Here is a 21224-nt window from a genome sequence, read left to right as displayed (position 1 = left end):
ACTGATTGGATCGGCTATAGAATGAACAGCTGCTCGGCCTCATGAAAATCCTGACAGGCCGATTTTGAACCCTCTCGTAGTCGCGACATCTACCGTTTGGGTTCACCCAATCCATAGGCTTGTTCCTCTTACTTAAGAAAGTGACCGATATCATATGCACCGTACAGTCACCGTCATGGGACAATGTTTGGCCAGTATTCTTTCCCTGACCGCCGTCCTCAGTGCCTCCGGCTGCAAAGATGCGGGGTCGATCTCGGAAGGACCACAGGTCAGGCTCTCTAGCTTGTCAGTCTCTGAACCAGGACTCCAACCGGCTTTTTCAAGCGCGATCACCACCTATACGCTCCATGTACCGCCAACCGTCGCAAGCGTGACGGTAACAGCCACACCAGAAAATAGCAGCACCAACATCACGATCGATGGGACCCCGACCCGAAGTCTTTCAAAGCCCCTCAATAATCCAGGATTGGACACACTCATCATCATCACCCTCACTGAGCAGAGCGGAAGTCAAAGCCCCTACGTCATCACGGTGCACCGGGACAACAATATCTTGTCGAACCTGACTGTGTCCTCAGGTAGTTTAACCCCAGGGGTTTCACCGGGCACGCTGAACTACACCGTGGACGTGGCAACCGATGCCTCCAGTCTCACCGTCACTGCGACGGTTCAGGATTCAAATGCCAGCTTGATGATCAATGGACAAGGAATCAGCTCCGGTCAACCACGCGAGATTTCACCGCTGGCGCCCCCAGGGTCGAACACGCTCATTACCATCCTCGTGCAAACACCCAGTGGCGCTGAAAAGACCTACACAGTCACCGTGAAACGACCGCTGCCTTCGAGCAATGCCGCACTGTCGGCCTTGACGGTGACTGCAGGCACCCTGAATCCAGGATTTGCTGCCGGCACACTGAACTATACGGTCACTGTCCCCGCCAGCGTCGACAGCCTGACGGTGACGGCGACCAAGTCTGATCTGAATGCGGTGATGTCCGCAGCTGGGTCCGTGATCGCGTCGGCAGGAGTCTTAACCGGAAGCGTGAGCAGTGCACTCGGCTTGGGAACCACGACCTTGTTCACGATTACCGTGATTGCACAGGATGGAGTGGGTACAAGACCATACACGATCAACGTCTTTAGAGATGCGCGCTGAGCATGCCACTGCAAGCAATTCTATTTAAATCCGAGTGAGGGCCTCTTAAAGGAGGATGTGCGGTTTAGAAACCTTCCTACCAGGACCTCAATCCTACCGCTTCGGATCCAGCTCGATCAGGCCCTTGCGGATGGCGGTGATGGCCGCTTGCGTGCGGTCATAGACTTGTAGTTTATGGAAGATGTTCCGGACGTGATTCTTGACCGTCTTTTCGCTCAGATCAAGGGTATTGGCGATCTCCTTGTTGGTTTTCCCGTCGGCCACCAATCGTAACACCGTAATCTCCCGCTCCGTCAGATCATGCTCAGCCCAGGATGGCTTTTTCCCCTTCTTTTGGGCCATTAATGAAAACTCCGCCAAGATTTTACTAGCAACAGACGGATGGATCAGCGATTCGCCTCGAGAGATCGCTCGAATGGCCGCCACGATTTGTGACGATTCAGAGTCTTTCAAGAGATAGCCTGTCGCGCCCGCACGGACAAGATCGAAGATGTACTGTTGTTCTTCGTACATGGTCAACGCCACGATGCCGATGTGCGGGAACTCACGTTTGACTTGTCTGGTGGCCTCGACGCCTCCCATCCGTGGCATGCTGACATCCATCAGGATCACATCCGGAAGCAAGGCGCGGGCTTTTTCGACGGCCTCTGCACCGTCTTGTGCTTCGCCGATGACGTGAATGTCCTCTTTGGTCTTCAGAATGGCTGCCAAGCCTTCCCGAACCACTCGGTGATCGTCGGCAATCAGCACCTTGATTTTCTCCATTACTCCTCCCTCTCCTCTCGATGCCCCAGCGGCACCTTGACGATGATTTTCGTGCCCTTCCCCGGCTTCGATTGGACGAGCCCCTCTCCTCCCACCAGTCGAGCTCGTTCTAAGATGCCCTTGATTCCGAAATGATCCCACTTTTCAGGGTCGCGCAGCACGGCCTCCAGATCGAATCCGATTCCATTGTCGGCAATGGTGACGTGCAACAGCTCCATCTCGATGTCCAGCTTGATCGAGACTCGATCAGCCCGTGCATGTTTTTGTACGTTGCTTAAAGCCTCCTGAATAATGCGAAAGAGAAAGATCTTCGTCCGTGGGAAGAGAATCTGCTCATCTCCGCTCACGGAAAAATTCGTGGTGATGTGGGTCTGAAGCTGATACGACTTGAAATAATTCGTCAGGGCCGGAATCAATTCCATCTTGTCGTAGTGCAGGGGACGCAGGTTGAAAATCACTTGGCGGGCTTCCTGGATGGCCAACTTCAGCTGAGCCTTGCTCTCCTTGATGGTGGCCAAACTAGCCCGTGATTTCTTCCGGATGAGTTCCTGGCACAGATCCAGCTTGAAATTCACCCCCGCCAAACTCTGCACGAAGCCGTCGTGGATCTCGCAAGCGATTCTGGTCCGCTCCTCCGTCACTGCCGCCCCAGTCTCTTTCACATACAACCGATACAAGGATTGATATTTGTTCAGCGTCTTCTCGATCTCCGCCGTCGCGCGAATACGAGCGCCGATCAGCTCCCACATGAATTTTGCACTGGCGCCGCCGATGATAGTGACACCCATTCGATGGAAATCCTCAAGAAACCTCCTGACCTCTGCATCACCCGACACATCGATGATCAGATCGACACGCTCCATCGCGAGGAGCTGCCGATAGTCGTGCGTGATCGGGATTCCGAACTGTTGCGCCAGTTCTAGCCCTGGGGCTTTTGGATCAAGCTCCGCCACACCGACAATCCGCACGAGGGGATCGTTTGCAAAGATCTCCATCAGCGCGGCCCCTCCACGACCGGCGCCGATAATGGCGACGTTCGTCGCCCCGGAGGTTGGCGGGTTTCGCCGAGCACGCTGAGAGAGGGGCTTCTTCATCAAGAGGCACTTCCTGCACTGGGCTTGTCCGAATGCACGACGAACACCGATCGAATCGGAGAACCTGAACGAGGCTGGGAGAGAGGCTGAGGGATCCAGACGTTACGTCTTAACTCTCATGCCGGTGCTGAGCAAGCGTTTGTAACTCGTCCATAAATTGGTCGATGCCCTTGAACTCTCGATACACGGACGCAAACCGGACATAGGCGACCTGATCCAGCTGATGTAACTCCTTCATGACTTCCTCACCGACAACCCGACTTTGAATCTCCGTCTCGCCCATCTCCTGAATCCGTTTTTCTATCCGGTCGGTGACGGCCTCAATGGTGCCGATACTGATCGGCCGCTTTTCACAGGCCTTTTTCAGTCCGACGAGAATCTTGTTGCGGTCAAACGACTCGCGGCGACCGTCCTTCTTCACCACGACCGGGAGTATTTCTTCAACTCGCTCGTAGGTGGTATAGCGGCGTTTACACCCAAGGCACTCGCGGCGGCGGCGGATGACCTCGCCTTCCTTGGCCATACGAGAATCGACCACCTTGTCTTCGAGTTCATCGCAGAACGGACATTTCACCGGTGGCGACCCTGCCCTCTTGCTCGTGGCTGGTTAGTATTGATAGATGAAGGGAAACCGACTGTTCAACGCCTTCGCCTCAGCCCGTACTTCCTCCAGCACGACTGGCTCTTGCCGATGTTGCAGCACGCGGTCGACTAACCCCACGATCTGCTTCATCTCGGGCTCGCGCATGCCGCGCGTGGACACGATTGGCGCTCCAAGGCGAATTCCACTGGCCACGGCCGGTGGTTTTTCATCGTACGGCACAGCGTTCTTGTTGACGATAATCCCCGCAGCATCGAGCGCCGCATCGGCATCTTTCCCCGTAATACCTTTATTCGATAAGTTGAGGAGCATCAGATGGGTATCGGTCCCACCGGAGACGATCTTATATCCGCGCTCGACCAATCCCTGCGCCAAGGCTTTCGCATTGGCCAACACTTGTTGCTGATAGCGCTTGAACCCTGGAGAGAGGGCCTCTTGAAACGCCACAGCTTTTGCCGCGATCACGTGCATGAGCGGTCCGCCTTGTAATCCAGGAAACACCAGCTTGTCGACTCCCTTGGCGTACTCGGCTTTGCACATCGTCACACCCCCACGCGGGCCACGCAGAGTTTTATGGGTCGTCGTGGTCACGAAGTCCGCATAGAGAACAGGGTTCGGGTGAAGACCCGCTGCGATAAGCCCAGCAATATGCGCGATATCGACCAAGAGATACGCGCCGACTGACTTGGCGATCTGCTGGAATCGAGGAAAATCAAGTATGCGGGCATACGCGCTGGCCCCGACTACGATCATCCGCGGACGGCATTCCTCTGCCACCTTCTGCACGGCATCGTAGTCAATCCGTTCCGTCTGGCGATCAACGCCATAGGAAAACACGCGGAAGAGGATGCCGGAGAAATTGACCTTGCTGCCATGCGTCAAATGGCCGCCCTGAGCCAGATCCATCCCGAGAATCGTATCGCCCGGTTTTAAGACCGACAGATAGGCCGCCATGTTGGCCTGTGACCCAGAATGCGGCTGGACATTGACGTGTTCGGCACCAAAAATCTGCTTGCACCGCTGAATGGCCAAGTCTTCGACCGCATCAGCATGCTGACAGCCGCCGTAATACCGCTTACCCGAATAGCCTTCGGCATATTTATTGGTGAGCAACGACCCCTGGGCGGCAAGCACCGCCGGGCTGGCAAAATTCTCCGAGGCAATCAAGAGCAACTTTTCACGTTGCCGGACCGCTTCCGACTCAATCGCGGCATAGACATCGGGATCTACCGCTTTCAGTGCATCCAGTGAGCCGATCGCGTCCTGCATCATGCTGTCATCACCCCTTCATCATGAAGCGGAAGGTTCTTCTGCCTCTTGCTTCTTCACCACGTGGACCTTCACCGTCGCCACCACATCTCTAGGCATCTTGATGGGCACGGCCACCGTCCCAAGTTCCTTGATCGGTTGCGCCAATTGAATCTTTCGCCGATCCACCGTGACACCTTGCGCCGCCAATCCTTCTGCGATGTCTTTGGTCGTGACAGAGCCGAACATCTTGTCGTCTTTGCCGACCTGCGCTTCGATCGTCAGCTCAACAGCCGACACCTTCTTGGCGTAGGATTCAATTTCCAGCGTTTCCTTCTTGGCCTTCTCGGCTGCCACTCGCTTGGCATGCTCGAAAGCCTTGATGCTCCGACCATCCGCCTCAACGGCCTTCCGGCGCGGTAACAGATAGTTTCTCGCAAACCCATCGGCGACGTTAATGAGATCGCCGAGATGCCCTACCCCTTCCAGGGTCTCTTGAAGAATGACTTTCATACCCGTACTCCTTCACTAGATAAAGTAGCCGAGGATACTGACCTGATTGTGAAATGTCAATTCTGAGAAGTTGAATCAAGGCAGGTTACTGGATCACGCCGAGCGCACGACCCACCTTCGCAAACGCCGCTACGGCTTGTTGCAACTGAGTCCTTGTATGGGCTGCCGACATTTGAGTCCGAATCCTCGCCTGCCCTAGTGGCACCACGGGATAACTGAATCCAACGGCATAAACCCCTTCTTTCAGTAGGGCCTCCGCCATGGAGGTCGCAAGCGAGGCGTCGCCCAACATCACCGGAATGATGGGATGTTCACCCGGGATAAGCCGAAAGCCGAGCGTGGTCAGCTCGCTTCTGAAGTAGACGGCGTGAGCCTGAAGCGCCTCTCTGAGATGGTCACCCTGTTTTACGAGATCGAGCGCGCACAATGCACCGGCTACGATGGGCGGAGGAAGCGAGTTCGAGAATAGGTAGGGTCGTGATCGCTGACGCAGCAACTCGATCACCTCGGCCTTGCCGGATGTAAACCCGCCGGTCGCGCCACCGAGCGTTTTTCCCAATGTGCTGGTGACAATGTCGACTTTCCCTGCTACACCAAAATGAGCCGGTGTCCCCCTGCCCTTCGGACCAAGAACCCCTGTGGCATGGCTATCATCAACCACCACTGCCGCATCATACCGTTCCGCCAGCTCCACGATCTGGTCCAGCTTGGCCAGATCGCCATCCATCGAGAACACCCCATCGGTGACGATCAGCCGCACGCGGCATCCACCCGCTTCCTGAAGTCGCGCTTCGAGGTCTGCCATGTCGGAATGGGCGTAGCGAAATCGTTTGGCCTTGCAGAGTCTGATGCCGTCGATCAGGCTGGCATGGTTCAAGGCGTCGCTGATGACAGCATCGTTCTCACCCACCAACACTTCAAATAGTCCCCCGTTCGCATCGAAGCAGGAGCTGTAGAGGATGGTGTCCTCGGTACCGAGAAAGTCGCTGACGGCCTGTTCCAGCTGCTTGTGCAAATCCTGCGTACCACAAATAAACCGCACGGAAGCCATACCATAGCCATGGGTTTTCAGCCCATTTTGAGCCGCCTGCACAATGGCCGGATGATTCGCAAGCCCGAGATAATTATTTGCACAGAGGTTCAGAACGGTACCTTGCGACACCAGGAGGTCCGAGCCTTGCGGACCAAGAATGCGACGCTCGGACTTGTAGAGGCCTTTGGCGCGGATGTCGGCGAGTTGGGCACTGAGAACCTGCTTGAGTGAGTCGTAAGCCATCTTGAAAGGATGTGGTTTGGAATCTGTTGATCTGTCGGTCTGATAAATTTCCGAAAACTCAACAGATCATTAGATCAACAAATCAGCGCATGCTTCGCTCATGGAATCAAGACTACTTTTCCGCACTGACCCGACTGAATCAACTCAAACCCGGTCGCAAACTCTTTCAAAGGAAACGAATGGGTCACAACTGGCCGAATATCGAGACCCGCCTTAAAGAGTCCTGCCAGCCGGTACCATGTGCTGAACAGGCGACGGCCGGTGATCCCATAGACGCGGATCCCCTTAAAAATCATTTCGTTCGGCAGATCGAAGCACACGGGACCGGTCGGGATGCCGAACAAGGTGACTCGACCGCCGTTCTTCACCGCACGAAAGGCTTGATGTAACGCCGTAGGATCTCCCGACATCTCCAACGAGGCATCGACTCCCTCCCCATCCGTCATCTCAAGGATGGCCGCTGCCACCTGCTCCGATGACTCGGTCCTCGCGTTGAGGACATGATCCACCCCCACCTGCTTCGCCAAACCAAGCCGATAGTCGCTGACATCGGACGCGATAATGGTGGCAGCACCAGCTGTTCGCGCGACGGCTGCGGCAAATAAACCGGTCGGGCCACACCCCGTGATCAACACCGTATGGCCGGTGAGATCTTCAGCAAGCGCAGCATCGACTGCATTCCCAAGCGGCTCCTGCACACAGGCTAACTCCGGAGGAATGTCCGAAGCCGTGTGCCACAAGACCCCTTCAGGCAATGCAACATACTGGGCGTACGACCCATCCCGATCGATCCCGAGAATCTTGTAATTCTTGCACACATGCGCCTGTCCGGTGCGACACTGAAAGCAACGACCACACGTGAGGTGTGATTCGGCTGCGACGTAATCACCAACCTTGACCAAAGACACCTCGCGACCAACCTCCACGACATGGCCACATAATTCATGTCCGATGATCCGTGGCGGATGAATCCGCTGTTGTGCCCATTCGTCCCAACGGTAGATATGGGCGTCGGTTCCACATAACGAGGTCGCGGCCACCTTCACCACCGCGTCATGTGGTCCCGGAGTTGGGTCCGCCCACTCGGTAAGGGTAAGGCCCGGTCCGGCAGTCGCTTTGACGAGTGCCTGCATGAACGTATTCTATACCAATTCAATCGGTTGACACCCGTGTTTCAATGAAAGAACAGGTTGCACGGACATCCCAGCGATAGGTAGGATGCCAACTCAACTCGTGAAATCGACCAAGAGGCAACGAATCGGTTGACACCGGCCAACAGGGAGCAACCAAAAGGTGAAGATATGAAAACCAGGACAAATTGGATACGGAAAATCGTCATGGTGGGTCTGTTGGGATTGCTCCCCCTCTCTGCCGAGGCCGAAACAGCTCGCTGGACCATCGATCCAGATCACTCGGTAATCGAGTTCCGCGTCGCCCATATGGTGGTGTCCAAAACATCGGGACGCTTTCTGGACTATCAGGGTTTTGTCGAGATGGACGCGGACGCGAAGACCTTCAAGACCATTGAGGCCACAATCAAGGCTGAATCGATCAACACGAATCAAGACAAGCGCGACGCGCATCTGCGCAATACCGACTTCTTGGATGTCAACCAGTTCCCGACGATCACCTACAAAATGAAAAACTATCAGAAACAGGGAGACAGCTATACCGTGGTCGGAGATCTCACCCTGCATGGTCTCACCAAATCCGTGACGCTGAACGTCACCTTCAACGGCGTGGCGAAAGATCCCTGGGGAAACACCAGGGCCGGCTTCAGCGCCGATGGGACACTGAACCGCAAGGATTTTGGGATGGTGTGGAACAAGACCCTCGACACCGGAGGACTCGTCGTCGGAGACGAGGTACAGATCCATCTCGATATCGAGTGTATCAAAGCTCAGAAAACCTCATAAGCGGTACGGTCCGATGAGAGTCATGGTGCTCGATCATACGGGCGATGTCTCCCACAGTCCCTTACATCTCCAAGATCTGTTGATTCCTGTTCCACAGGCAGGCCAGGTTCTCGTCAACATTCACGTCTGCGGGGTCTGTCGCACCGATCTCCATGTGGTGGAGGGAGAACTTCCCAACACAAGCCTCCCATTGATTCCAGGACATCAGGCAGTCGGCACGGTGACGCAAGCCGGCGGCGGAGTCACGGATCTCCATGAAGGAGACCGGGTTGGGATCGCCTGGCTTCAAGGAACTTGCGGACAGTGTGACTTCTGCACAAGCGGCCGAGAGAACCTCTGTTTAGAAGCGACGTTCACCGGCTATCAGGTCGATGGAGGCTATGCTGAGTACGCGGTCGTTCCAGCGAGGTTTGCCTACCCAATCCCATCAATCTTTTCTGACGAGGAAGCCGCCCCTTTGTTGTGTGCCGGCATTATCGGCTATCGGGCGTTGCGGCTCAGCGGCATCAAGCCAGGCCAACGCCTCGGTCTCTATGGATTCGGCGCGTCAGCACACATCGCAATCCAGATTGCACGCCATTGGGGTTGCCAGGTCTATGTCAGTTCGCTCAAACCAGAACATCAGAAGTTAGCAAGACAGCTGGGAGCAGCCTGGGTTGGCGGGGCAACCGATACGCCGCCGGAGAAGCTGCACGGATCAATCATCTTTGCACCAGCTGGTGAACTCGTGCCTCCAGCCTTGAGAGCGCTCGACCGAGGCGGGACACTCGCCCTGGCTGGCATCCACATGTCGCCAATTCCTTCGCTAGACTACGATCGAGACGTCTTCGGCGAGCGGGTCATCCGTAGCGTGACAGCCAACACCAGACAGGATGGCATCGATCTCTTACGCGAAGCCGCAGCCATTCCCATCAAACCGCATACAGTTCGTTTTCCGCTAGAAGAGGCAAACCGCGCACTACAAGAATTGAAAGCGGGGAGTTTTCAAGGTGCCGCGGTGCTGACGATGTGATCGTGCCTAACCTCAGCTAGGTCTCCGCGACAGACACAAGTCGACCTACCAAAAGCGATCAGCATAGTCCCAGTATTCACTCCCGCTGCTCGGGCAACACTGCGTGCTCTCAGGGTAAAAACTGACTGCGAAATGCTGATTGTCAGAGTTACGGTCGGGTGTCTGGCGGCATACGAGCGAGCACGCAGGCGCGCACTTGCTCGGCCAACTTGACAGCATCGACAGCCGTTGGTTGGGGCGGCCAGAATTCCGCATCATACCGAAGTTCGACCGCGTACGCCGTCAGATCCGTGAGGTCACACGTCCCAAGCTCAGGCCATGGCTCAAGCTGAATGCACAAACGCTGAAGTTCCTCCAAGTCGTGCGTGCGGGGAATGTCAAGGCCTCTCCAGGCGAGAACACCTTTCAAATACTTCTCAACAGCCTGCTGGGCGTGGAAACAGGCGGTGTCGTAGGGACCTTCACTGGCAGTAGTCCGCCGGGCATCTGCCAGGTCGCTGTCGGCCTTCCGAACCACCCTCGTGCCAGAGCCGACCTACCTTTCATAGAGCAGCTTGCCTTCGGCCAACACGGTGGAGATGAAGGCATTGGGCACGGTCTGCCATTCGTCCACCTCTTGAGGAGTCCAGACCACAATATCCTTGGCTGGAAACACCCCGCAGAGCACGCGCCGATATCGTCCTGAACGCTGATAGCGCGGCAGGTCGGACTCTTCGATGATCAGCAGGTCCAAATCGCTGTCCGAACGGGCGGTCCCCTTGGCATGGGAGCCGAACAACAGGATCTTGCGAGGAGAACCAATGGTGAGAATGCGGCGGACTACTTCGATAAGAAGTTGGTCAGTGACCGGTGGAAATGTGAGGATACCAGCCATCGGTCGAGATCTCCAGAGAGCCAACCATCGCCATGATAACGAATGCTCCCAAGCTTTTCCACACATAGAGGGATTAGTCACCCAGCGCTGTGTGCGCTGAGGGTGGAAACAGCCCTGAACGACACGCCCTCCGGCGTGGTTGGAGCAGTGAGCCCGTCGGTCGGATTCGACACGAAGAGCACAATCTCTTCATATCCAGCCCGAACCTTGGTGTTGAGTCTTTTGAGGGCTGCGGTGAAGTTGCCCGTCCTTAATTTCTTCTTCTATTATCGACCGCCGACCTTGAGCTGTTCAAACAGCGCGCCGCCGAGGAAGGCCTCCCCTATCAAAGCCTGATAGCCTGCATCTGGCATAAATGCGTCAGCTGCTCTGAGCGGCAGGCCTATTGGCCAGTCTGGATTTGGGGACGTAACATCGAGAATCGACTCGGCTCTCACAATGCACAATACAAGACCCGACCATACTGACCAACCGTAATGAACCGGCGGTTTCAAGTTCCAAGTGCAACGGGTGAATCATGGCGCAGGTGCGCATAGACCTCCAGGGGCGTGGCGAAGTCCAAACATTTGCGGGGACGCGTATTCAACCGATGAGCAATGGCATTCAACTCACGCTGGGTATACCCCGACAGGTCCGTGCCCTTGGGTAAGTACTGGCGCCGCAACCCGTTGGTGTTCTCATTGGTCCCGCGTTGCCACGGGCTGTAGGGATCGGCGAAGAAGACCTGGATCGCAAGGCGTTCGGTCAGGCGTTCATGCTCGGCCATCTCTTTCCCGCGATCATCGGTCAGCGTGTTGCGCAGCAGCGCAGGCACGTGCCGAAGTTTCTTCGTGAACCCCTCGCGGGCACTCCTCGCATCGGTCCCCTCCATTCTGGCCAGAATGACCAAGCGGGTCGTTCGCTCCACCAGAATCCCGACGGCCGAGCCATTGCGTGCCCCCTTGATCAGGTCGCCTTCCCAGTGGCCCGGCACGATGCGAGTCGCCACGTCGGCCGGACGTTCAGCAATCGGCGTCATATTAGGGATCTGGCCACGTCGATCCGTGCCGCGCACTCGAGGCCGACGCGCCTTGCGCGCCTGACGCAGCGACGCCAGCAGTGCGCTCCGCAACGTGCCACGTGGCAACACATACAGCGCCGCATAGAGGGTTTCTGCCGAGAAGTGCTTCTTCATGTCGCCAGGATACGCGCGTCGGAGGCGGCCGGCAATCTGCTCTGGCGAGCAGCCCTCAGCCAGATGGTTCTGCACCTACTGCCACAGCCAAGGATCCACGAGTTTCCGCCGGCGCCGCGGCTGACAGGCTCGACCGGAGGCGATCGTGTGTGCCCTGCATGCTCGATACGGTCGGCCCCGTGTCACATGACGCGCCACTTCGCGACTCACCGTGCTGGGCGACCGACCCAAGCACCGCGCCAGCGCCCACAGCGAATGGCCTTGGGCCAGCCCCAGACTGACGGTCTCACGTTCTTCGGCACTCAGGTGTCGATAGGATCTCGTGGGCATGGCAACACCGTAGCCCATCCGGGCTTGAAGTGTTGCACTTGGAGTTAGAACTCAAGGTGTATGGACCACACAGCAGCAGCACGAGCCTTCGAGCTGATGGAACAATATGGAGATCACCCGATGGATCTCACCGATGCGTCGGTCATGGTTGCAGCGGAATCGCTGCGCATCACAAAAGTATTTACGCTCGATCTTGCCGACTTTCGCCGATACTGCATCCGACGTGGGCATCGCCACGTCAAAGTAGACATTCTGGGGTAAGATACCAGGACCAGGTGGGATGCTTCTCACGATACCACTGTGATCAACGTGTTGATTCATTGCATGGATTGGCTCGCTCCGACACTTCTTTGATCAAGGTCCCCATCTTTGGATGTGACGGCTCGAAGACGACCGGCCAGCCATGATGACGCAGCCGTTCACTGGCAATGGGACCGATCGATGCGACGAGCATCTTCTGCAATGCTGCTCGAAACGACTCGATCTTTCCATCCTGTTCCAACACCAGCATGACATGATCCACCTGCGCAGCGTTCATGATCAGCAGCGCATGCACACGCCCAGCGATGATCTCATCGAGTGCATGACGAACTGGGCCAAGATCTTCCGGTAAAGTCCATTTGTAGATCGGAACTGGGAAGACCTCTGCTCCTCGCTGCTCCAGTGCGCTCAACAGATCAGGGTTTGAGACCCCATACTCTTGTACAGCCACTCGCAATCCTTTCACGGGACAATGCTGATCCAAAGCCGAAACCAGATCGACCCAGGTGTTCGGTTCCGGCACCGTGATGGTTGGCTGAAGACCAACCGCCTTGATGGCTGCAACTGGCTTCGGTCCCCGTGTAATAATCGTCGTCTGTTGGAGGGCCATCAGAAGCGACGCCCAGGGATAGCGAGTTTTTAACAGATCAACCAGCGAGGTGGTACCCACCCCCGTCAGTAGAATAAGCAGATCAATGCGCCCAGCCATGAGCTGCGCCCCGAACTCCAGCGCTGCCTGATTGTCTTCCAGCGGGATCTCTCGCAGCACAGGAACAACCAGCGGTCGTCCGCCGTACCGCTCGATCAGCCGGGTGATCTCGGTGGCCATCCGACGTTCGAACGCCGCAACTGTCATTCCATTGAATGCCATAGATGTACTGATCGTACCATAGCCATCACTCCTTAAGCTGGAGCTGATTTCCCATTGACGGCCTGGCAGTCATCTCCCTACTATGGAAACTTCGGATCCATTGACGAACAAGTTGCTTGCTATGACAACTCCACTCCATCGCGGCCTTCGCCATCTCGCACTGCGCGTGCTCGATCTTTCTCGATCTCGTCGTTTCTATGAAGAGCTACTCGGCTTTCAGGCGGTGTGGGAACCGGACTCAGAGAACGTCTACTTCAGCTCTGGGGTCGACAACCTGGCCCTTCATCAGATCTCAAAGAGTGAAATGGATTCTTACGATCGTACGAAAACCCAACTACTCGATCACATGGGCGTGATTTGCGACAGCCCAGGAGCAGTCGATCAGCTGTACCAACACATCGCCCCCAAGATCGCATCAATGGGCGGGCATATCATGAAAGAACCGAAGCAGCACCGGGACGGTAGTTATTCATTCTATTTTTCCGATCCTGACGGCAACGCGATCCAAGCGCTCTATGAACCGGCGATCAGTAGGCTGCGCTTCAGTACCAACCTTTAAACCCCATGTGGACCGGCATTCCCAATAATCACTACGTGAGTCTCGCCCCCTGGTGTTGGGTGCAACTGGAGAGTGCCGAGCCGCCGGGTCCCTTCCCCTTCATCGGTGGTGTGGCGCCGGAGGTCGTTGCCAGTCTCCAGGAGGCCCATAGTCTCCTCTCCAGCGCAATTGACACGGCGATCAGCGATGTCTTCTCCAAACGTGCGCCGTTTGATGATCCCGATCGTCGGCACCGTCTGGAAGATGCGTATGCCGAGCTAGTCAACGCGCGGCCTTACCTGAGACAACACATTCACTGTGGCCGGCAACCGGACGGAACCTTTCAGTGGGACTTCCCGACTGATCCAACCAAGTCCGCAACTGTGACCAACGGTGGGCTCCGCATCTTTCATGCGATCAATCACCAAGCGATCCCGTTCGGGTTCAATCAACTTCCCCTAGGCCCCGCCGTTGGGAGATTACTCGGCCAGCTCGAGGGGACGCATACGGCCGACGAGATTCGCGCCGTGGTGTCAGCACTACCGCGTGACTCACAGGGCCTACTGACGAGACTCCTCGATCTCCTGCAGCTGCAGGGATGCTTGATCACGTCGGCCACCGCTTCGATAAGCCGACACTGGTTCGATGTCGTTCAGGATCAGGACACGGTCCACCTGGGGCACGCGGCCCTGCTCTACCGACAACGTGAGACCATATTCCTCTTCGACCCATGGCTTTTGCCGTGGTTCGCCGAGTCATCGATACCATCGCTTTGGGGAGGGCTCTTACCAAGACCTGCCGCGGTGTTCTTGACCCACGATCACGATGACCACGTCGATCCCCGTACTTTGCTCCATTTACCGAAAGACACACCAATCATTGTGCCCAGTCGGCGTAATCGAACGCAGTTGTTCTTCGATTATCACGGGCTGCTAGCAGAATTAGGGTTTGAGCACGTCATCGAGCTCGCGCACGGCGAAAGCTGGGCCTTTGAAGGTGGCGCGGTCGTGTCCGTACCTTTCTATGGCGAGGACCCTTGCGACTTGAACATGCCACGGAATTGCTACCTGATCTCGGATCGGGGATACAATGTGCTTGTTCATGCGGACAGCGGCCCGACGAACGATGGCCGATCCGCCCTCAAGGACAATGTCATTCAACAATTGGTCGGGCGATACGGACCGATTCCGCTGGTGTTCGCCTCACAACAGCAGCTACGTGAGATCCGGAGCCATGCCGCCCATGCCTCCCTCTCCCACCCAGGCACATGGTTGGATGTCGGCGAAAACGGTTATCTTACGAACGCGTATTTAGCCGACGTCTGCGCGGCCGCCCACGCACGGTTGTTTGTGTCCTACGCCACCGGTGGAGCTGACTGGTACCCCGATCACTTATCCTTCATGTTCAGCCGCCGCAATCCCGCCAGAACGGCGCTCTTGACGGCACACTGGGAACCACCGGAGAAATTGAAAGACCTTCTTGCTTCGCAGGAATGTCGATATCATTATGCTCACGCGCTGGATCTGTACCGAATAGCGGATAACCGTGAGCTTGAAGTGATTGCCGCGGGGAATGCCCTCGCTCCACTGACTCTATATCGGTTGGATCACGGCGATCCGCCGTTTATGAAGTCTGGCAAAAAACGGTAGCATCTTTTCTTTCTTAAAGGAGTAGATATGACTGGAACGCAGCCGCCGATTCTTGTCACGGGCGCCGCGGGGTTCATCGGGTTTCACGTGGCCAAACGCCTCTTGGACCGTGGCGATCACGTGATCGGCCTCGACAATATCAACGACTACTACGATGTGCGATTGAAACAGGCTCGGCTCGCCCAATTGACGCCGCACGAACGATTTAGCTTCGTCAAACTCGATCTCACCAACCGGCAAGGGATGCGGGACCTCTTTGCCGACACACCCATCCGGCGGGTCGTTCATCTCGCAGCCCAAGCAGGCGTGCGCTATTCCCTCGTCAACCCTCATGCTTATACAGAGAGCAACATCGAAGGCTTCATGAATATTCTGGAAGGCTGCCGGCACAGTCAGGTCGAGCATCTCGTCTATGCGTCATCGAGTTCTGTTTACGGCGGCAATACGTCTATGCCGTTTTCCGTGCATGACAATGTGGACCATCCGGTCTCACTGTATGCCGCCAGTAAGAAAGCCAATGAGCTGATGGCCCACTGTTATGCGCATCTGTATCACCTGCCTTGCACAGGCCTTCGCTTTTTTACCGTCTATGGACCTTGGGGACGCCCCGATATGGCCCTCTTCATCTTTACGAAGGCCATTTTGGAGGACCAACCGATTGAAATCTTCAATCACGGCAAGATGAAACGCGACTTTACCTATGTGGACGACATTGTCGAGGGAGTCATTCGGACGCTGGATCATCCTGCGACGGCTAATCCAGCATGGTCAGGAGAGAAGCCAGATCCCGGAACCAGCTCAGCTCCTGCGCGCATCTATAACATCGGCAACCATCAGCCGGTCGAGCTGCTGCACTTCATCGAGGTATTGGAGCAATCGCTGGGGAAGAAGGCGGAGAAGAAACTGATGCCGTTACAGCCTGGAGACGTCCCTGCAACGTATGCCGACATCAATGATTTGACCAACGATGTCGGCTTCAAGCCGACCACGCCGATCGAGGTGGGTATTCCCCAGTTTGTGAAGTGGTATCGCGAGTTTTACAGAGCGTGAGGGACTCGACCACGTTGTATTAGAAACACCCCACCGGGACAAACCCCCTGCCGAAGAGCTTCGAGAGCGCCATATAGCGAGTATTGTCGTAAAAAGCGTAGCTTGGCCCTCTCTGATTCTGTCCCGTAATATCCCCGCCATAGGATGGATCTGATCCGAAGAACATCCCTCCACGGGTCTTCTGCACAAGTTGTATCCATTCCATGTATAACATGCACACTTCAGCCTGTGCCGAGCCGGAAGACGTGTTGCTCGCATGCCAGTCACGCGCCCAATCGGGCACTTGACGTCCTCCTGCTCCAGAAGCACGTTCCTGGGAAGAAGGGACCTGATACTGGGGTTCGCTGGTGATCGTGGTTCTGGGAATTGTCGGCATCTTCTCCAAATCAGGCACGACGGAAAGCGACTTTAACATCATGGCACGACAACCAGCCCGCTCCTTGTTCGTGTAGATTGAACTGCCATCTGTTTGGGTACAGTCCCAAGTCGTCCCCGATTCGGACTCAGTCTCTGAGAATGCCGGAGCGGCGGAAAACACCGCCAGCATCGCAGCGAGGAAAGTAAACATCCGCGTCGACCGCATGGGGCACCTCCAAATCCGGTGGCGACGGCACTCAGTGCCTCGTCACTCGTGGTCATTCCTATGAAGCTGTGCCTGCACCCTACCCAATACTTTATTCGTCGGTCTATGCCTCTTTAGGGGGAGAACTCCAAGACTGGAGCGGCTTAGCCACGATTGATCAACTGATCAGGGCCAACGATAGGCATCGTGGATTCATGATTCAGGCATTCATCGCCACGCACCGGAGGCCGGCGGAATCGCCCTCACTCCAAACGCCGAACGAGTGCCTTTTTAAAGAAAAGAGCATAGGAACATGCGGCTTTGCCTTGTCCGGTGTACAAACCTCAGGTATCCTGCGTATCTACCGATCGGCGTAAAGGACTTCTTATGGCGATGACCGACTCCAGCCTCGACAGATCGTTGGATCGCCAGGTTCCGAATCGGTGTCAGGCACAACACACAACGAGATACAACTCGTTATGACTGATTACAGCGTACTCGGCAATTTACTGCTGATCTACACCGTCTCCATCGCCGTGGTGTTTCTGTTTCATCAATTCCGACTGCCGTCCATCGCCGGGTTTCTCGTCGCCGGAGCGTTGATCGGCCCCCATGGGCTCAATCTGATTTCTGACATCGCGACGGTACAAGTGCTGGCGGAAATCGGCATCGTGTTGCTGCTGTTTACCATCGGCATTGAATTCTCGCTGAGGCAACTGACCTCACTTCGTCGGCTGCTCCTGATTGCCGCTCCGATCCAAGTCGGGGGAGTCATCGTGATCACGTGGCTCGGCGGGATGTTGGTCGGGTTACCAGCCTCGCAGGCGATCTTCTGGGGCTTTCTGCTCTCACTGAGCAGCACGGCCATTGTGTTGAAGGCGTTGGCCGCCAACGGAGACAGCGATTCTCCTCACGGACGAGCTACCATCGGCATTCTGGTCTTCCAAGATCTGGCCGTCGTCCCTATGATCTTACTGACACCCATTCTCGCCAGTCCCGATGGGGGCACGCTGACGCCCGTGCTGTTCTCGTTGGGCAAGTCTCTGGTGGTGGTCGCGTGCATCGTCGCGGCTGCATGGTATGCGGTCCCGAGACTCCTTGAACACATCGTTCGCAGCCGAAGCCGGGAACTCTTTTTGTTGACCATCATTGTTATGTGCCTCGGCATTGCTTGGTTGACCTCTCTCAGCGGACTCTCACTTGCTCTCGGAGCGTTCATCGCCGGACTCGTGATTTCCGAATCGGAATACAGCCACCAAGCCATTGCCGAAGTGCTACCCTTTCGCGACAGTTTCAACAGTCTGTTCTTTGTCTCGATCGGCATCCTGATGGATTGGCGGATTCTGCTGGAGTATCCGCTCGTCGTAACCGGTGTGTTGCTCCTCGTCCTGCTTGTCAAATTTATCGCTGGAACGGGAGCCGTCTTAGCAGTCTCCATCCCACCCCGATCCGCCGTCATGACCGGCATTGCCCTCGCGCAGGTGGGTGAGTTCAGCTTTATCCTGGCACAAGTTGGTCTGGAGAATAAGCTCTTGTCTGGCCCCCCCTACCAAATCTTTCTGGCGGTCTCGATTTGCTCTATGATCATCACACCACTTCTCATGCAGTGGTCCCCACATCTCGCGCGACGCGTTGAAGCCGTGCAACGCCTTCGCCACTGGTTTCCCGGACAGACCACCGCCCATGTGCTTGAGGCGGAAGGACGGCATCTCCGCATCAAGGACCATGTGATTATCGTGGGGTATGGGTTGAATGGGCGCAACCTCGCTCGAGTCTTGAGCGAGACGGAAGTGCCACATATCGCCTTAGATCTGGATGGTGACATAGTGCAGCGCGAGGCTGCCCATGGCTTGCCGCTCTATTATGGCGATGCGACGAATCCAAATGTGCTGCGGCATGTAAAAATCGACGATGCGCGGGTCCTGGTCATCGCAATCTCCGATCCATTCATGGCCCGCCGAACCGTCCAGGTGGCCCGAGCCTTGAACCCAAAGATTCATATCGTTGTGAGAACCCGTTATTTGCGTGAGCTAGAGGAGCTCCATCAGCTAGGTGCCGACGATGTCGTGCCAGAAGAATTTGAAACGTCGATTGAAATCTTTGCCCTCGTCCTCCGCACCTACAACATGCCGCAAGATTTCGTCATGCGAAAAGCGGAACAAGTGCGTCGTGAGGGATACGCGCTCCTCCGCCGGAGTGAGCTTCCCGAACTGGCCCACCACCTTCGAGGCGGAACCCTCGCTGACGTCGAAGTGGAAACCTGTCGAATCGAGGAGGACTCACCGGCCGCAGGAAAGACGATCGTCCAATTGGCACTACGGCCACGGACGGGTGCGTCCATCATTGCCTTGACCAGAAGCGGCGTGACAGAATCCAATCCGTCGGAGAAAACCACGCTCCTCGCCGGTGATATTGTGGTCCTGCTCGGAGCGCGCGATGAGATCAGGCGAGCGATGGGATTTATTGTCGCGAATAAGGGCGACGGCTAGCGTACCGTCATGGCTTGGTAAGCCTCATCGAGTGTGCCCGCTTGAATGAGCTGAACCCTCCTGCGAGAGGCCACATCCGTCGAGCTCATCCAGTCCGCCGTGAGTCCCTGATCCAGCGGAACGATGATGGCTCGGTAATGCGCGTTCGCGGCGGCCTCGATTTTTACGGGTAACCCTCCGACCACGTCTAAGCGACCATCTGGTCTGATCTGGCCGGATAACACCATATCCGATCTGAGCACGCCTCCTCGATGGGCTGCCATGATTGCCACGGCAACGGCGGCGCTGGCGCTCATCCCGTCGGTCAAGGACGTCGCGGAGCGATTTTTGATCGTGATCATCCAATCATGCCCGCTGTCACCCACGGCATGGAGCACGGCTCGCACGGCTCGACGGGCTCCCTCTTTCCATTCTTCACCGACGCGGGACCCTCCCCCCAAGTTGACTTCATTGAACTGAATGGTAGGGCCATCTTGCGAGGCAACGTGATCGAGCTGGACTAAGATGTAGTTCACAACACCGGGAAGTCCCTCACCCTGTACGCCCAGAGTCGGAACGGAGACGATGTTGGAGCTCCCGGCATACGCGGGCATCGCAGGCATGGTCGCCAGCATCAGCAGGCACACCAGTTGAAACGACACAGTCAGCTTCGCCACCTCAGCGTCACTCGCTCTTTGAGAGGATGATCAAACGGTCGGCCTGTTTGGACCGATGCCTGATGGGCAGCCTTCAGTTTGTAGTACCATTTCGCCGGCATATCGGCATCGCCGAGAAACATCGACGAGGGTTTGTGACGAAGCCCCACCGCCAGGTGCTTCATCGCCCGCTCATCCTGGCCAAGAAACATCTTTGTCAGCGTGCGAAAAATCACCTTGCCGAACGGCAGCCAATGGAGCCCCTGCCAATAGGCTGAAAAATCGATGCGACATTCCATATCGGACACTGGCGTGGCCATCAATCGATTGGCCATCCACATCCGTCCACATTGCATCAGCTCCACCCGCTGATTCGGCAACACAAAATCGATGGTGGTCGATAGCGGCCCTCCATAGATTCGCTCCACCCAATGGAACGGCCCACTATTCTTGGCGGGACGATGTGGAATCATCCGGAAGCCGTTCGGGATCGGTTCAAAGATTTTCGTCTTCTCATGCATACGCGCATCACTGCGCCACCATGAATGGACATAGGGTCCATGCACCGGATCGATGAGACCGATAATGCCGTCGTCCGCGGTACACGTATACGTCAGCGAAATATGGAATGACTGCCGAGGTTCCGATGGAAGCGGCATGCGAGGAGCAGGCGGCAGCGGATCGATGTTCCCGCGTTCATCAGCCAGGTACAGCCAAATCATGCCGTCCGTTTCTTCAGCCGGATAGGTCGTGACGCCGATCTTGTCGGTTTGTAGACTCCCCTGTTCGGGAAGGGCAGGGATGCACCGGCAACGCCCCTTCATATCGAACTGCCATCCGTGATACGAGCATTCCACTCGTTCACCGTCGAACCGGCCGAATGACAGAGGCATGCCACGGTGCGGGCAAATATCGCGCATCGCCGAAAGACCACCGGTTCGATCACGACAGAGGACGATCGGCAACCCCAACATCTGCAGCCCTTTCATCGTACCTTGGCGCAGAGTATGGCTCGGGATAGCTGGGTACCAAAAACCAAAGAGTGGAGCGCTCCTGGAAGACACAACTTCGGGTGATGGCTGTTCGATCATGAGGGTCATTCGAGATCGGGAGGACACTCGCAAGACGGGTCTAGTACAATGGATTCCGACTATAACGAGAGGATGGAGATAGGTCAAGCGATGCGTACACCGTCGCGCAATAACTCAGT

General features: G+C 56.3%; 20 protein-coding genes and 2 pseudogenes. 8 read left to right on the top strand and 14 right to left on the bottom strand.

Annotated elements, in window-relative coordinates; translation table 11 throughout:
- Positions 1–154: 154 nt before the first annotated feature.
- Positions 155–1156 carry a cadherin-like beta sandwich domain-containing protein gene (locus E8D52_14285; GenBank protein ID TKB66850.1) on the top strand — a complete coding sequence of 334 codons (1002 nt, stop codon included), beginning with the start codon at positions 155–157 and terminating at the stop codon, positions 1154–1156.
- 93 nt (positions 1157–1249) lie between these two features.
- Here E8D52_14285 and E8D52_14280 read toward each other — a convergent pair whose 3' ends face one another.
- From E8D52_14280 to E8D52_14250, 7 genes are all read right to left on the bottom strand, one after another.
- Positions 1250–1921: a response regulator transcription factor gene (locus tag E8D52_14280; protein TKB66849.1), complete on the bottom strand. Its 672-nt coding sequence runs from the start codon at positions 1919–1921 to the stop codon at positions 1250–1252.
- Positions 1921–3015: a hypothetical protein gene (locus E8D52_14275; GenBank protein TKB66848.1), complete on the bottom strand. Its 1095-nt coding sequence runs from the start codon at positions 3013–3015 to the stop codon at positions 1921–1923. The genes E8D52_14280 and E8D52_14275 overlap by 1 nt, the downstream gene beginning before the upstream one ends.
- 109 nt (positions 3016–3124) lie before the next feature.
- The gene (gene nrdR, locus E8D52_14270) at positions 3125–3589 is read right to left on the bottom strand and encodes a transcriptional repressor NrdR (protein ID TKB66847.1); all 465 of its coding nucleotides are present in this window, start codon (positions 3587–3589) and stop codon (positions 3125–3127) included.
- 33 nt (positions 3590–3622) lie between these two features.
- Complete coding sequence (locus tag E8D52_14265) at positions 3623–4885, bottom strand: serine hydroxymethyltransferase (GenBank protein TKB66953.1); 1263 nt, start codon at positions 4883–4885, stop codon at positions 3623–3625.
- 21 nt (positions 4886–4906) lie between these two features.
- Entirely contained in the window at positions 4907–5377 is a 471-nt protein-coding gene (locus tag E8D52_14260) for a 50S ribosomal protein L9 (protein TKB66846.1), read from the bottom strand.
- Positions 5378–5462: 85 nt separating this feature from the next.
- Positions 5463–6653: a glycine C-acetyltransferase gene (locus tag E8D52_14255; GenBank protein ID TKB66845.1), complete on the bottom strand. Its 1191-nt coding sequence runs from the start codon at positions 6651–6653 to the stop codon at positions 5463–5465.
- A 98-nt stretch (positions 6654–6751) separates the two neighbouring features.
- Positions 6752–7786, bottom strand: coding sequence for an L-threonine 3-dehydrogenase (locus E8D52_14250; protein ID TKB66844.1), 1035 nt, complete (start codon positions 7784–7786; stop codon positions 6752–6754).
- Positions 7787–7954: 168 nt separating this feature from the next.
- Between E8D52_14250 and E8D52_14245 the strand changes: the two genes are divergently transcribed.
- Complete coding sequence (locus tag E8D52_14245; protein TKB66843.1) at positions 7955–8569, top strand: polyisoprenoid-binding protein; 615 nt, start codon at positions 7955–7957, stop codon at positions 8567–8569.
- 22 nt (positions 8570–8591) lie between these two features.
- Positions 8592–9581 carry a zinc-binding alcohol dehydrogenase family protein gene (locus E8D52_14240; protein TKB66842.1) on the top strand — a complete coding sequence of 330 codons (990 nt, stop codon included), beginning with the start codon at positions 8592–8594 and terminating at the stop codon, positions 9579–9581.
- 148 nt (positions 9582–9729) lie between these two features.
- Here the strand turns inward: E8D52_14240 and E8D52_14235 are convergent.
- From E8D52_14235 to E8D52_14225, 3 genes and pseudogenes are all read right to left on the bottom strand, one after another.
- A pseudogene (locus E8D52_14235) lies at positions 9730–10127 on the bottom strand (HEPN domain-containing protein).
- Positions 10117–10455, bottom strand: a complete 339-nt coding sequence (locus tag E8D52_14230) for a nucleotidyltransferase domain-containing protein (GenBank protein TKB66841.1) — start codon at positions 10453–10455, stop codon at positions 10117–10119. Before E8D52_14230 ends, E8D52_14235 begins: the two are co-directional and overlap by 11 nt.
- Before the next feature lie 490 nt (positions 10456–10945).
- A pseudogene (locus E8D52_14225) lies at positions 10946–11959 on the bottom strand (IS30 family transposase).
- Between the two features lie 60 nt (positions 11960–12019).
- Between E8D52_14225 and E8D52_14220 the strand changes: the two are divergent.
- Entirely contained in the window at positions 12020–12220 is a 201-nt protein-coding gene (locus tag E8D52_14220; protein TKB66840.1) for a hypothetical protein, read from the top strand.
- Between the two features lie 43 nt (positions 12221–12263).
- On the opposite strand, the gene E8D52_14215 is transcribed toward E8D52_14220, so the two are convergent.
- A complete protein-coding gene (locus E8D52_14215; GenBank protein ID TKB66839.1) occupies positions 12264–13091 on the bottom strand; it encodes a uroporphyrinogen-III synthase in 828 nt (275 codons plus the stop codon).
- An 82-nt stretch (positions 13092–13173) separates the two neighbouring features.
- On the opposite strand from E8D52_14215, the gene E8D52_14210 reads away from it, so the two are divergent.
- From E8D52_14210 to E8D52_14200, 3 genes are read left to right on the top strand one after another with little or no spacing between them, the layout of a single operon-like run.
- Complete coding sequence (locus E8D52_14210) at positions 13174–13650, top strand: VOC family protein (GenBank protein ID TKB66838.1); 477 nt, start codon at positions 13174–13176, stop codon at positions 13648–13650.
- A gap of 5 nt (positions 13651–13655) precedes the next feature.
- Positions 13656–15278 carry an MBL fold metallo-hydrolase gene (locus E8D52_14205; protein ID TKB66837.1) on the top strand — a complete coding sequence of 541 codons (1623 nt, stop codon included), beginning with the start codon at positions 13656–13658 and terminating at the stop codon, positions 15276–15278.
- Between the two features lie 27 nt (positions 15279–15305).
- A complete protein-coding gene (locus E8D52_14200) occupies positions 15306–16328 on the top strand; it encodes an NAD-dependent epimerase (protein ID TKB66836.1) in 1023 nt (340 codons plus the stop codon).
- A 19-nt stretch (positions 16329–16347) separates the two neighbouring features.
- Here the strand turns inward: E8D52_14200 and E8D52_14195 are convergent, their stop codons facing one another.
- The gene (locus tag E8D52_14195; GenBank protein ID TKB66835.1) at positions 16348–16911 is read right to left on the bottom strand and encodes a hypothetical protein; all 564 of its coding nucleotides are present in this window, start codon (positions 16909–16911) and stop codon (positions 16348–16350) included.
- A gap of 458 nt (positions 16912–17369) precedes the next feature.
- Here E8D52_14195 and E8D52_14190 point away from each other — a divergent pair, with 458 nt between their 5' ends.
- The gene (locus tag E8D52_14190) at positions 17370–19379 is read left to right on the top strand and encodes a sodium:proton exchanger (protein ID TKB66834.1); all 2010 of its coding nucleotides are present in this window, start codon (positions 17370–17372) and stop codon (positions 19377–19379) included.
- Here E8D52_14190 and E8D52_14185 read toward each other — a convergent pair.
- Complete coding sequence (locus E8D52_14185; GenBank protein ID TKB66833.1) at positions 19376–20035, bottom strand: hypothetical protein; 660 nt, start codon at positions 20033–20035, stop codon at positions 19376–19378. The genes E8D52_14190 and E8D52_14185 overlap by 4 nt on opposite strands.
- A complete protein-coding gene (locus E8D52_14180) occupies positions 20023–21105 on the bottom strand; it encodes an aromatic ring-hydroxylating dioxygenase subunit alpha (GenBank protein ID TKB66832.1) in 1083 nt (360 codons plus the stop codon). The genes E8D52_14185 and E8D52_14180 overlap by 13 nt, the downstream gene beginning before the upstream one ends.
- Positions 21106–21224: the final 119 nt, after the last annotated feature.

Origin of the sequence: Nitrospira sp., assembly GCA_005116745.1 — a bacterium.
Taxonomy (GTDB): domain Bacteria; phylum Nitrospirota; class Nitrospiria; order Nitrospirales; family Nitrospiraceae; genus Nitrospira_D.
This window is presented reverse-complemented; position numbering and strand designations above follow the sequence as displayed.